Origin of the sequence: Pseudomaricurvus sp. (assembly GCF_965662505.1) — a bacterium.
GTDB lineage: Bacteria > Pseudomonadota > Gammaproteobacteria > Pseudomonadales > Cellvibrionaceae > Pseudomaricurvus.
In genome coordinates this window covers 13194-26771 of sequence record NZ_CBFIHX010000042.1, presented here as the reverse complement: position 1 = coordinate 26771, position 13578 = coordinate 13194, and the positions used below count along the sequence as shown (strand labels likewise).

The following is a 13578-nucleotide window of genomic DNA, read 5'->3' as shown; positions in this document are numbered from 1 at the left end:
TATCCGACAAAGGACATAACTCGTCTAGCGCCCGCGTCATTAAAATAGCCTGTTTCCCGACGCGAGATTTACGTTCAGCGAAGTACGCCACCTCCGGCGCAGGCAGACCTAATTCATGGTAGTGACGTATATTGCGGAACTCCCGTGCGAATGTAGGTTCGCCAAATGGCCTTTGCCAACTGTAGCTGCAATGGTTGTTTTGTCGTTTCAAGTAGAAACCAACACTCTGACCGGCAACGTCAATCTCAAAACGGCACACACTGCTCCAGCCGCCCCGCTCAGTATTTGGTTGATCAACAGTTGGCAAATCCAGGGCCCATAAATCATCAAACCCCTCCAATTTACAATCCCTGAATGCCGCAAGGTATTCCGCAGCGATATATTCCTTCATGTCCTTTCTTACTCCTTAGGTTAACCTCTGACTGTCACGTTCCCCTGTACAGTCCATACCATGCAACGCACCAATCATTCCCTTCCCTTAAAAAAACGAAGGATTTTTGCAATATCCTGCCAATGCTTCGGCGACAGCTTGCTCACATTCTGATATTGCTGATAAAACCGAATACGCTGCTTTTTATTAAGCACCCTCTGAGCAATCTTATCGAGACAGGCAATGTCTTTGATTCGGCGGTATTCAAAAAATGGCCCCCACCAGAAAGTCCCTGCTGGGCAGTCAATCATATAGATTTGAGGGTTTTGCTCGCTTCCAGCCACTAAAATATTGCGCCACTTCCAGTCGTTATGGGCAAAGCTGTGTTGATGCATCACCGCAGAGGCCTGCGCTACTTGTCGGCTGACGCTGTCCACCCAGTTCGGTTGCTGTAATAAGGGAGAATCGTGATCGGCCAGCCAAGCCAGGTCTTTAGAGTTTTCAATTTCTGCCGTTACCAGTGCCCCCCGGCGCGGCCACGACCAGAGAGACTCCTCACCACAGGCAACCACTTCAGCCACTGGCAACCCCCACTGCTTAAACCGCATCAGGTTTTCCCATTCGCGCCGGGCCTTGGATTTAACCATTGCTCCCAGGGCATTCTCACCCGCCTTGCGGTAGCGCTTGACGTAATAGCCTTTGCCATCCAGCTCTACCCTTAACACCTCGCACAGGGAACTGGTGGTAATGACTTTGCCCTGAAGCTGCCACACGGCATCCAGTGAAGCAAAAGCCTGATGAGCTTCAGGAAGACTTTGATTAACGTCGTTAAACCAGCTCATGGCAGCTCATCCCGGGCAGCTCGTGTGTCATCCTGCACAACGATGCCTTTGCGCAGGGCCTTGGCGTAGAGCGTCTGTGCTTTTTGCTCGACCTCGCGCCACAACTTTGTTTGATCCGATAGTTCTTCACGCAGCGGGCGACCACTGTAATCACGGATAAAGCGCAACTTGTCACGCTGAGTGAGCGGCACATCAAACGCTGAATAATAGAGGCTGGCCAGATCTTTTAGCCGCCAGCGATAGGGCAGATGCTGATGAATCAGGGCGCGGTGCAAATCGATAATGGCCAGATCCGGTGAGTCGGTAAAATCACGGTCACGCAGCAGAAAATGACAGATGTAGAAATCGCGGTGGTTAACCCCGGCCCCGTGCATCTTGCGGGTCATCTGGCAAACAGCATCAAACAAGGCGCGCTTTTGAATCAGGGAGGGCGGTGTTTTTCGCCACTCTAGCGCGAGATCTTCCAGTGATACGGACGGCTCAATGGCGTCGGTGATGATAAAAGACAGTTGCTTTGCCGGATTACCTCCCCGCTGGCCAAAGGCGGCCGTGGTCATGGTGCCCACCCCCACTGACTGCAGGGCTTCTATCGCAGCTTTTTCGTGGGCAGCGCCCAGAATAGGCAGTCGCGCCTGAAACAGGTTTTTAAAGATTTCACCCCACCCCACACCGCGGTGCAGCTTGAGAAAATAGCCTTTGCCATTGAGTTCAAAGCGTAGCGTGCGACGACCATCCAGTTCACGGTACACATCACCTTCGATGGCTTCCACCATTTCGAACGGATCTTTGCCCTGCCACAGGCGCTGGAATTCCTCGCGTAAATACACGGTCATACCCCGGCCTTTGCAAATTCCAGAATATGATCAGCCGCCACCTCCGGCATGCTGTAGACATCCACCTGGTTGGCAAACTCGGCGCCCTTCTCGCGCCATTGGGGCCGTTGCTCGTGAGCCACTGCCAGTAGCTCCGCCAGTGCCCGGGTCAATAACTGGTGATCGAAGGGGGATGACAAGACACGCCCCATCTCCGCGTCGGACACATAGTGGGCGTAACCACACACATCGGTGACCAGTACCGGGAGACCTGCAACGATGGCCTCCACCAACACGGTGCCGGTGTTTTCGTGACGCGCCGGGTGAATCAAAAGATCCGCCCCCTGCATAAAGCGCGGCACATCGTCGCGACCGCTCAACACCTGAAACTGCGACTCAACGCCCAGTTTACGGGCCAGACGTTGCACCGACCCAGGGCTGTCCTGACCAATCACCATTAAACGGGTTTTGCTTCGCAACGGCTCCGGCAGCGCGGCCAAGGCTTCCACACTGCGATCCACGCCCTTGGTTTTAAACCCCGAACCCACCATCAGCAGCAGTCGCTCGTCATCCGAAAGACCAAACTCCTGTCGGAATGTCTGGCGAAGCTCCAGCGCGTTATCCGGTGCGATTCTGTCGCGGGCAATGCCCGGCGGCAAGAGGTGCATACGCGCGTCCGGCGTATCGTAAAAACGCTGAAAAATCGGCACCTGCAACTGGGATATCATCAAAATTTCCGTCGAACTGTCCGCCCCAAAAACGGCTCTTTCGTATGCCGAGAAATGTTTGTAACGTCCGCCCAACCGATACAGCGAACCGTAGAGCTCGGTTACCCGCGCCTCATAACAACCATCGGCCGCGTAGTAGACATCCAGCCCCGGCATTTTATTGAAACCAATCAGGCAATCCACAGGATGAGCAGCTCTGTGCTCCTGCACCCAGCGGGTAAAATGACGGTTTTTCCCCTGACTGCTCCAGCCCTGTTTCGGCACTTCACACAGATCGATCCAGTCCGGGCACTCGCCTTGCCAGCTGAAGGTATACACCCGAATCTGAGCCCCGCGCCGATGACAGGCTTCGGCAATGCGCAGCAGATCCCGCTGCAAACCACCGAAAGGGAAATACTTGTACAGGCAAAACGCCAGCTTCATGGGAACGCTCAACAAGCCACGGATTCTGACGGAGGCAACAGAGGCTGCAAAGCTTCGAGCACCAGGTCAGTGGTCAGTGGGGAAAAGATGTCGGGATCGGCAACGTACTCCACCGGTTTACAGTCTTTGGCGCACAGGTGAATTTGATTCTCACCGTAAGCCCCAATGAGCAACGGACTGGTTGGACCGTAGAGCGACACGGTGGGGATATCCAGCGCGGCACTCAGGTGTCCCAGCCCTGTATCCACTGCCACCACGGCCGTAGCCTGTGCCAGAACGCCCGCCACCCCGTTGAGATTCAGTTTAGGCAAAACCTGAATATTGGGGTTATCTCCGGCGATACGGTAGGCGCGTCGCTTTTCATCTTTATTGCCCCAGGGCAGGCGCACGCGGATATTTCGGGCGGTCAGCGTTTCCGCCAACTGCTTCCAATACTCTTCAGGATAGTGCTTGTCGTGACGGGTCGTGCCGTGCAGAAACACCACATTGGTGGCTTCCTGTGTGACACTGCAAAAGCGGCTGCGATCAATGCCGTAGGAGCCCTTGCCCTCCGGCTTGGGATAATCCAGCGCCTGAGCAAACAGGTGGCGGATCCGCTCCACAGCGTGCATTTCAGTGGGCACCTTGTACTGGTGCTGATACGCCAGAGCCGCCAGTTTCTCCCGCACGGAGTGCTTGTCGTAACCCGCTGCGGGAGCTTTCACCAGCCGCGCAACCCAGGCACTTTTCAGCAAGCCCTGTGCATCAATCACCAAATCATAATGGTGTTTGCGCAGCTGTGTACGAAACTGCTTCCACTCCACTGAGCCGATGGTTTTGAATATCTCTTTGCGCCAGCGACGTATCGACACCGGAATCACGTTACTCACCGCCGGGTGCCAGGTGGGAATTTCGGCAAAACTGTCTTCCACGACCCAGTCGAACTCAATGCCGGGACAGGCGCTCTTGGCGTCTGTCAGGGCAGGCAGAGTATGGATCACATCCCCCATGGAAGAGGTTTTCACTATCAGCACTCTCATCGGGCCAACACGCTCGCAAATTTCAGTACGGTTATCAATTTCAACACATTCATCGATTTAAGACTCGTTCCAGAGCCTCCAGCACACTGGCTGGCTGTATATCAATCAGGCTTTGGTGATACCCCAGATCGGCATCGCCCTTGCGAATTTTCAGATAGCCATCAATCAGACGGATGATTTCGGCTTTTTCACTCAGTGGCGGGGTAAAGTCTGGACTGGTGGGACCGTAAAGAGCCACCAGCGGCGTATTCACTGCTGCCGCCACATGCATCAGGCCGGAATCATTGGTGACGACAGCGTCACAGGCGGCCAACAGATCAATCACCTGCGGCAGAGTGGTAAGTCCCGCCAAGCCATGGAAAGAGGATTGTTGCTCTTCCGGTAGTTGCGAGCGGATCTCTGCCTCGACTTCAGCGTCTTTGGCCGAGCCAAAACAGGCAATCTGCCAGCCATCCTCAATCAGACGACTGGCCAACGCAGCGTAATGGTAATCGGGCCAGCGTTTGGCCGGGCCAAATTCCGCGCCGGGGCAAATGCCGATCAGGCGCTCCGCTGGCAGCGAAAACTCTTCCAGAGCTGCCAGCTGATCAGCCTCAGACACCCGAAGCTGCGGAGGCAGAATCTCCGGCAACTCTTCCGCACGGCGCACACCGGGCCCTGCCAGGGCTACATATCGCTCTACCATCCTCGGAAAAGCGTCTTTATTGAGCTTGCGCGGATCATTCAGCAGTACATAACGCATTTCGCCCAACCAGCCGGTGCGCAGCGGTATCTGCGCCAACCAGGGCACCAGAGCCGACTTCAGCGAATTAGGCAGGACGATAGCCTGATCGTAGTCACGCTTTTCCAGCACCGCCGCCAAGCGCTTACGCACCCCAAACTGCAGGCTGCCATGCCCCACCGGCATGGCAATCGAGTTGGCCACCTCCGGCATGCGCTCTATCACCGACCGGCACCAGTCCGGCGCCAGCACATCAATTTCGCACTCAGGATGCTGAGCCTTGAGCTGACGATAGAGCGACTGACTCATCAACATATCGCCGACCCAGGAAGGTCCGATGATCAAAATTCGCTTGTTACCCATGTGCTCGCTACCCGGTCATCCCACGGCAAAATAAAACCCGGCATCATACCCCAGTCGCCTGTAAAGGTCAGTAAAAGTGCGGTTTAAAGAGGCTACGGTATTCCAATTTTTCAGTAGGCTCATTACAATTCCCGCTCTCAGGCTTTTTGCACGATGCTTACCGGCATCTTTGCACCGCGTCTGTACCCATGCAATGAATGCATGTGCTGTGAACTGTGCCGACTGATACCGATTCGACGGCCCCCTCATGGATTCGTACAGCGCCCTCCGCGCAACACCCGTGCGCTTACTTGGCAAGCTGAATACCCTGATCACTGTAACGACTCCTATTGACCCTGTTTCTGAGGTTCCCTATGACTGCCTTTGGTAGTGTTTTCATGCCAGAAATGGCTCTGACTGAATTTGACGGTGAACAGTGGGGCGCTCACAAACTGGTACCCAGTGACAGCCTCAGCCTGCATCCCGGCGCCCACGTTCTGCATTACGCCAGCACCTGTTTTGAGGGGCTGAAAGCCTTTCGTCATCCGGATGGCAGCGTCAAGATCTTCCGCATGGACTGCAACATCGCCCGTTTTGCCCAGAGCGCGGAATTGCTGGCTCTGCCCGCCATTGACCCGCAACAAACCCGGGACATGATCGTTGACGTGGTCGCCCGCTTTGCCGATCAGGCCCCGGAAGCGCCCGGCTCGCTGTACATTCGCCCTACGCACATCGGCACCGAACCGGCGATTGGTAAAGCCGCAGGGCCTTCGCTGACCTCCATGCAGTATGTACTGGTGTCTCCGGTAGGCGATTACTTCGCCGGCGGTTCGGACACAACCCTGCGCCTGCTGCTGGAAGAGGACGGCATGCGCTGCGCCCCTCATATGGGACGCATCAAGAGCGGCGGCAACTACGCCAGCGCCCTGCTGCCGACCATGAATGCCAAGCGCGACCTCAACGTGGATCAGATCCTGTTCTGCCCCAACGGAGACGTGCAGGAAACCGGCGCTGCCAACTTCCTGCTGATCGATGGCGACACCCTGATCACCAAAGCACTGGACTCCAGCTTCCTGCACGGCATCACCCGTGACTCACTGCTGACCATCGCCCGGGATCTCGGCATGACAGTGGAAGAGCGCGATCTCAGTGTCGAGGAACTGCTTGAGCGCAGCCGCAAACCCGGTTGCGAAGCCGCTCTGTCAGGCACCGCCGCAGTCTTAACCCCTGTGGGCACACTGCTGCACAAAGGCGAGGAGTATCAGGTTGGCAACGGCAAGGCCGGCGCCACCACCGCCAAGCTGCGTCAGACCCTGAACAGCATCCAGTGGGGACAAGCCGAAGACACACACGGCTGGCTCACCAGTATTTAATGTTCGCGGGGGCAGATCATGCCCCCAAATAACGCCCCCAGATCCGCTTCACACTCTCCCGCTCAGCCTGAAACTCACCGCCGCCCACAACACCGGGTTGACGCTGCAACGCCAGACGATGGCCTGCCGAGCGATACACTTTATAAGCTTCAATCAGCTGATCGGCCTCTTCGTCACTGAGCAGATCGACCGCCTTCAAGGTTTCCAGCACCCGGATATTGTCACTCCAACGGCACAGCTCAGGCGCTTTCACAGCCCAGGCCAGTACCGCGTACTGCACCAAAAACTCAATGTCGACAATGCCTCCGGCGTCCTGTTTGAGGTGAAACTGCTCCGCCTTCTTCTCTTCAGAGCCCTTGGTTCCAAGATGTGAACGCATTTTCTCGCGCATCTCCACCACGTCTTTTTTCAGCGCCGCGTCATCCCGTGTTTGCTGCAAGAGGTTATTGCGCAAAGACTCAAACTCTCCGGTCAGCCGCTCCCCGCCGGCCACAACACGGGCGCGGGTCAGCGCCTGATGCTCCCAGGTCCAGGCCTCATTGCGCTGGTATTTCTCAAACGCGGTCAGCGAGCTCACCAGCAAGCCGGAATTACCGGATGGCCGAAGGCGCATATCCACTTCGTACAGCTTGCCAGAGATGGTCTGGGTGTTGAGGATGTGGATCATCTTCTGCCCCAGACGGGTAAAGAAGGTCTGGTTATCGATGGAGCGCTCGCCGTCGCTGTGTCCCCTGGCATCGGCATCGTGGATAAACACCAGATCCAGGTCCGAACCGTGTCCCAGTTCGATGCCACCCAGCTTGCCGTAACCCACCACCACAAAATCCGGCTCCGGCTGACCCTCCAAGGGCTGCGGACGGCCGTGGCGCTCTACCATCTGCTGCCAGGCCAGATTCAATACGTGCTCCAAAATCACTTCCGCCAACCAGGTCAGGTAGTCACTGACCTTCATCAGCGGCAGAACATCCGTCACCTCACTGGCGGCTACCCGCAATCCGTGGGCCATGCGGAAGTAGCGCAGGGTTTCCATCTGCCCTTCCAGATCATCCCAGCTGACCCGCAACACCTGTTGGCGCAGCTCGTCACGCAGAGCATTTTTATCCGGAGGACTGTAAAGGCTGCGCGGATCCAGCAGCTCATCCAGCAACGCCGGATGCTGAGCCAACTGATCGGCAATCCAGCTGCTACCGCCACACAGGCGCACCAATTGCCGCAGGGCATCGGGGTTCTCAACCAACAACAGCAAATAAGCGGTACGTCTGACCACCGCCTCCACCAACACCAAGATCCGGCGCAGGGTTTCCGCGGACTCCTGCAGCTCACTCAACAGCGCCAGTAAACGTGGCATCAGCGCATCGAGACGGGTGCGGCCGTCGGACTGCATGGTTTGCAAGGAGCGGCTCGACAGCAGTTTCAACAGAATCTCCGCCACCTGCTCCGGCTCAACAACGCCCTTGTCCTGCAACTGCTGAGCGTAAACCTCCAACTCAGGCAAGACGTCATCCGGTCCCGACTGCTTGGGCCAGAGCGGCTCCCACTCGGCAAAGTCATCATCGGTTTGCTTGCTGTCCTCAGGCTCGGCAATCACATCTTGAAAGTGAGCGTTTACACCTGACCTATACACCGCCAATTGGGCATGGAACGCCTCGAAGCTGTCGTACCCCATCAGCCAGGCCAGACGTTCCTGATCCGGCTCATCAACTGGCAGCGACTGGGTCTGCTTATCCTGATAACCCTGAATACCGTGTTCAGTGTTGCGCAGGAAGATGTAGGCCTCGCTCAACTCGGCGGCGGCGCCCTCTGGCAAAAAGCCCTCTTCTTCCAGCAGTGGCAGCAAAATGAGCACCTGTCGCTCGCGCAGACGCACATCCTTGCCGCCGCGGATCATCTGGAAGACCTGCACGATAAATTCAATCTCGCGAATGCCACCGGCACCCAGTTTCACATCCGTACTGATGCCCTTGCGCTGTACTTCACGGTTGATCAGGGTTTTCATATCGCGCATGGAGTCAATGGCGCTGAAATCCAGATAGCGACGGTAGGTAAACGGCCGCAGCAAATCCATCAGCTGCTCACCAGCCTGCTCGCCACCGGGCATGATTTCACCGGACACCACACGCGCCTTGATCATGGCGTAGCGTTCCCACTCCCGCCCCTGAGTCTGGTAGTACTCCTCCATGGCATCGAAATTAAGAACTAACGCGCCACTTTGGCCGTAGGGGCGCAGGCGCATGTCCACGCGGAAGACAAACCCGTCGCCAGTGGCGGTATCGAGACTGTTGATGACTTTTTGCCCGAGCTTGATGAAATATTCCTGATTGGAAATCGAACGCTTTGCGCCGGTATCACCGGGTTGCGTCTCGCCCGATTCCGGATAGGTGAAGATTAAATCGATGTCCGACGAGACATTCAGTTCGAAGCCGCCCAGCTTACCCATTCCCAGCACCACCATAGGTTGCGGGGTGTTGCTGTACTTGCCCGTGGGAATGCCAAAGCGTCCCTGAAGCTGATGATGGTGGAACGCGATCGCCGCCTGAATCGTCACTTCCGCCAGATGGGACATATCCCGCGTGGTTTCGCTCATGTCCGCCAAACGACAGAAATCACGCCACAGAATACGCAGCATCATATCGCGGCGGAAACGGCGCAATTGACGGTCAAACTCTTTGTCATCTGGCGCAAAGTCGTCATTACTCACGTCGAGCTTGTGTTCTGCCAACCGTAGCGTCAGCTGACCAGCCATTTCCTCTTGAGTCAGCTCATGGGCAAAAGGCTCTGCCGCCAACCACAACAGGAAGTGATCCATTTGATCCACAGCCACCTGGGCCGCGTAGTCGCTGGTCACCCATAATTTCGCCAGCTGCCCAGCCGACTCCGGATTGGCCGACACCCAATCGTTCAGTTTCTGAGCTTGATCGTCGCTGGCACGATCCTGCCAAAGCGCCAGCTGACGCTGCAAAACCGGGTGAAAGCGGGCGGGAATTGAATCAAAAGACAACATAGACATTCCGTTAAAACGCAGTGAAAAACAAACAACTATAAGGAAGGATAGGAGATTTGAGACGGATGGCCTAACGGCCGCCGTCTGCCGGTGGCGCCACTCGCATCACCTCTTCGATGGTGGTCAGCCCCTGAGCCACTTTCTGTGCGCCAGACAGACGCAGCGTGCGCATGCCTTCGCGCATGGCCTGCTTGCGCAGATCCAGCAAATCACAGTCATCACTCAACAAAGGCTGCAAGGTATCCGTCAACGGCATGATTTCATAAACCCCCTGACGACCGAAGTAGCCGGTATTGCGACATTCCAGACACCCCACCGGCTGATACATCACTTTCGGGGTCGCAACTTTCCAGGGGTTAACCAGCTCTAGCCAGGCGCTCTTGTCCACCTCCACCGCCTCTTTGCAGTGAGGACACAACGTGCGCACCAGACGCTGAGCCATAATGCCAATCACGGTGGAACGAATCAGATAGGAGGGTACGCCAAGATCCAGCAGCCGGGTCACACCGGTGGCGGCATCATTGGTGTGCAGTGTGGAAATCACCAGGTGACCGGTCAGGGCAGCCTGCACCGCCATCTGCGCGGTTTCCAGATCGCGGATCTCGCCCACCATATTGATATCCGGATCTTGTCGCATCAGCGTGCGCACGCCAGCGGCAAAGTCCAGTTCGATATTGTGCTGTACCTGAGTCTGATTGAAGCTCTCTTCCACCATCTCAATAGGATCTTCAATGGTGCTGACATTCACTTCGCTGGAGGCCAATGATTTCAATGAAGAATACAGCGTGGTGGTTTTACCGGAACCCGTGGGGCCCGTCACCAGCACAATCCCGTGCGGCTTACTCATCATGCCCTGCCAGCGGGCGTAGTCGTCGCCAGTCAGGCCGAGCTCATTAAAACTGCGCAACAACACATCGGGATCGAAAATCCGCATCACCATCTTCTCGCCAAAGGCTGTCGGCAAGGTCGACAACCGCAACTCCACCTCGCTGCCATTGGGGCGCTTGGTTTTAATCCGACCATCCTGTGGCTTGCGCTTCTCGGCGACGTTCATCCGTCCGAGAATCTTTAAACGGCTGGTGACCGCCGTGGTAATGGCTGAAGGAAACTCATAGACCTGATGCAAAACACCGTCGATGCGAAAGCGGATTCGGCCCACTTCGCGGCGCGGTTCAATGTGGATATCACTGGCGCGCTGATCGAAGGCGTATTGCAGCAACCAATCGACGATATTGACGATGTGCTGATCATTTGCCTCGGGGTCTTTGAGTGCCCCCAGCTCCAGCAGTTGCTCAAAATTGGTGACGTTGGACGCACCGGCCAACCCCGAGGCTCCGGAGATGGATCGCGACAAGGTGTAAAATTCCACCATGTAGCGTTCGACATCGGACGGCATGGCAAACACACGCTTTACCTGACGTCGCGCAACATGCTCCAACTGGGGAATCCACTCCACCAGATAAGGTTGCTTGCAGGCCACCACGATCTCATCCTGAGTCATCTGCACACAGAGAATGCCATGACGTTTGGCAAAGGCGTAGGACATCACCTCGGTGACATCCGCGGCGTTAATCTTCAGCGGATCGATGTGGACCAGCTCCAGCGAGGCTTTCTCAGCCAGCCACTGGGACAATACCTGTTCATCCAGTGCGCGCCCCGGCTTTTGATGATCATCGAGTCGCTGACTGGCGATGTAGGTAAGAGGGTGCATGGTGGCCTGTTCGCGAGTGCGACTCTGTCCGGCGATGAAATTGGCGTCTCGCTGGGTGATCCTGCTGTCTGCCACCAGATCATCCAGCAAATTCCTTAAATCGACTGTGCGCTCGACCGCCACCGGAACATTCATGCAACACCCTTCTTATATACGTTATGACTGCTTATAGGCTATGACGGCTTACGCGCCATGACCAGCTGATACGTTATCACGAAACTGATCAGACGCAGATCAGCAGAGATTCTTAAATGAATGGCCCGTTAAGTAATGACTTACTTCCGCCACTCGGTTTACACGTAAGCTGCTGGTTTTACAGGGATTGTAGCCACAAACGCTGCGCAGTGATACCAACGGCCTCCCAGAGATCGGCGAGTAATTGCGCAGAACAGTCATAAAACTGCCACGAAAAGTTCATTTTTTTAATGAGTTCTTTCGTCTCACTCTTTATACTCCGCGCAGCAAGCCAAGGGAGACTTACCATGCCTATTGCAAACCCACTCGGAAACCTTTTTGGAAAATCCCCCATCAAGCCCATTCAGGAGCATATGGCGGTGGCCCACCAGGCCGTAGAGCTGTTGTCTCCTTTTTTTGACGCTGTCAAAGCGGATGACTGGGAAGCCGCAGCCACCGTCCAACAGCGTATTGGCGAACTTGAGAATCGTGCCGACGAGCTGAAAAAAGAAATTCGTCTGCACCTGCCCAAAAGCCTGTTCCTGCCAGTCCCCCGAACCGACTTGCTGGAATTGCTGTCAGTTCAGGACCGCCTGGCCAACCGCGCCAAAGACATCGCCGGCATCATGCTGGGACGTGAAATGTCCATTCCCAAAGCCATCGAAACGGACATGCAGGAATTTGTGGCGACCACTATTGCCACCTCCGCTCAGGCCCTAAAAGCCATTAAGGAATTGAGTGAACTGCTGGAAACCGGTTTCAGTGGTCGCGAAATTTCCATGATCGCCAAGCTGATTGAAGAGCTTGACCGCCTGGAACACCTGACAGACCAACTGCAAATTTCGGTGCGCAGTAATTTGTTTGAAGTGGAGAAGGATCTTCCCCCGGTAGACGTCATGTTTTTATACCGTGTCATTGAGTGGGTTGGCGACGTCGCTGACCGCGCGCAAAAAGTCGGCTCCCGACTGCAACTTCTCTTAGCCCGCTAACGCCGACCAGTTGCGGCGGCGGGTCACAATCTAACTGATGAAATAATAGAGGACTTTACTTCATGTCCATTCTTGCTGAACACGGTCAGACCCTGCTGATCCTCGCCTGCATTTTTGGCGTATTCATGGCCTGGGGGGTAGGTGCCAATGACGTCGCCAACGCCATGGGCACCTCCGTTGGTTCCCGTGCATTGACCATCAAGCAGGCGATTTTAATTGCCATGGTGTTCGAATTCCTGGGGGCGTATCTGGCTGGCGGCGAGGTGACCTCCACCATCCGCAAAGGGATTATCGATCCCGCCAGCATGACGGACACACCGGAACTTCTGGTCTTTGGCATGATGTCTGCCCTGCTCGCGGCAGGCACCTGGTTACTGGTGGCGAGTATACTGGGCTGGCCAGTCTCAACCACCCATACCATCGTCGGCGCCATTGTCGGCTTCGCCGCGGTAGGTATTTCACCGGACGCCGTCGCCTGGGGCAAGGTCGCCAACATTGTCGCCAGCTGGGTTGTTTCACCGCTTCTGGCCGGTACCATCAGCTTCTTCCTGTTCCGCAGTGTGCAACGCCTGATCCTCAATACCGACAATCCCTTCCAGAACGCCAAGCGCTACATCCCCATCTACATGTTTGCCGTGGGCTTTTTGATGGCCATGGTCACCATACTCAAAGGTCTCAAACACGTTCTTAAAGACGCCGGCATGTCCCTGTCTTTCGGTCAAAGTATCGGAGCCGCCATACTGTTCGGCCTGCTGGTCACGGCGATCGGGGTATGGATGTTGCGTAACATCAAAGATGAAGCCAACGAAGACAGCCGCTTCGCCAGTGTGGAGCGGGTGTTTGCCATCCTGATGATCTTTACTGCCTGTTCTATGGCATTCGCGCACGGCTCCAACGATGTCGCCAACGCAGTTGGCCCTCTGGCGGCGGTGTACGGCGTCATCAGTAGCGGCGCTGTCGCGGCAAACACTGTCATGCCCAGCTGGATTTTACTGCTTGGGGGTATTGGTATTGTTGTGGGTCTGGCTACCTATGGCTGGAAGGTGATTGCTACCGTCGGCAAGAAGATTACG

At 55.9% G+C, this 13578-nt stretch carries 11 protein-coding genes; 3 read left to right on the top strand and 8 right to left on the bottom strand.

The window, feature by feature from the left end; all coding sequences use genetic code 11:
• From ACTG33_RS07820 to waaF, 6 genes are all read right to left on the bottom strand, one after another.
• Positions 1-391: lipopolysaccharide kinase InaA family protein (locus ACTG33_RS07820; protein ID WP_439134644.1), on the bottom strand; the 391-nt coding region annotated here is incomplete at its 3' end.
• A 74-nt stretch (positions 392-465) separates the two neighbouring features.
• Positions 466-1212, bottom strand: a complete 747-nt coding sequence (locus ACTG33_RS07815; protein ID WP_439134643.1) for a lipopolysaccharide kinase InaA family protein — start codon at positions 1210-1212, stop codon at positions 466-468.
• On the bottom strand, positions 1209-2045 hold the full coding sequence (gene rfaP, locus ACTG33_RS07810; protein WP_439134642.1) for a lipopolysaccharide core heptose(I) kinase RfaP: 837 nt from the start codon (positions 2043-2045) through the stop codon (positions 1209-1211). Before rfaP ends, ACTG33_RS07815 begins: the two co-directional genes overlap by 4 nt.
• Complete coding sequence (locus ACTG33_RS07805; RefSeq protein WP_439134641.1) at positions 2042-3175, bottom strand: glycosyltransferase family 4 protein; 1134 nt, start codon at positions 3173-3175, stop codon at positions 2042-2044. Before ACTG33_RS07805 ends, rfaP begins: the two co-directional genes overlap by 4 nt.
• Positions 3176-3183: 8 nt before the next feature.
• Positions 3184-4179 (bottom strand): lipopolysaccharide heptosyltransferase I, encoded by a 996-nt coding sequence (waaC, locus tag ACTG33_RS07800; RefSeq protein WP_439134640.1) that lies wholly within the window; start codon positions 4177-4179, stop codon positions 3184-3186.
• 64 nt (positions 4180-4243) lie between these two features.
• Positions 4244-5278: a lipopolysaccharide heptosyltransferase II gene (gene waaF / locus ACTG33_RS07795; RefSeq protein ID WP_439134639.1), complete on the bottom strand. Its 1035-nt coding sequence runs from the start codon at positions 5276-5278 to the stop codon at positions 4244-4246.
• Between the two features lie 353 nt (positions 5279-5631).
• Here waaF and ACTG33_RS07790 point away from each other — a divergent pair, with 353 nt between their 5' ends.
• The gene (locus ACTG33_RS07790) at positions 5632-6630 is read left to right on the top strand and encodes a branched-chain amino acid aminotransferase (RefSeq protein ID WP_439134638.1); all 999 of its coding nucleotides are present in this window, start codon (positions 5632-5634) and stop codon (positions 6628-6630) included.
• Positions 6631-6646: 16 nt separating this feature from the next.
• Here the strand turns inward: ACTG33_RS07790 and glnE are convergent, their stop codons facing one another.
• Both glnE and ACTG33_RS07780 read right to left on the bottom strand, forming a co-directional pair.
• Positions 6647-9631 (bottom strand): bifunctional [glutamate--ammonia ligase]-adenylyl-L-tyrosine phosphorylase/[glutamate--ammonia-ligase] adenylyltransferase, encoded by a 2985-nt coding sequence (gene glnE / locus ACTG33_RS07785; protein ID WP_439134637.1) that lies wholly within the window; start codon positions 9629-9631, stop codon positions 6647-6649.
• Between the two features lie 70 nt (positions 9632-9701).
• Positions 9702-11477: a GspE/PulE family protein gene (locus tag ACTG33_RS07780; protein ID WP_439134636.1), complete on the bottom strand. Its 1776-nt coding sequence runs from the start codon at positions 11475-11477 to the stop codon at positions 9702-9704.
• A gap of 347 nt (positions 11478-11824) precedes the next feature.
• Between ACTG33_RS07780 and ACTG33_RS07775 the strand changes: the two genes are divergently transcribed.
• The gene (locus tag ACTG33_RS07775) at positions 11825-12505 is read left to right on the top strand and encodes a TIGR00153 family protein (protein WP_439134635.1); all 681 of its coding nucleotides are present in this window, start codon (positions 11825-11827) and stop codon (positions 12503-12505) included.
• A 62-nt stretch (positions 12506-12567) separates the two neighbouring features.
• Positions 12568-13578 (top strand): inorganic phosphate transporter (locus ACTG33_RS07770; protein WP_439134634.1); only part of this gene is annotated, 1011 nt, incomplete at its 3' end.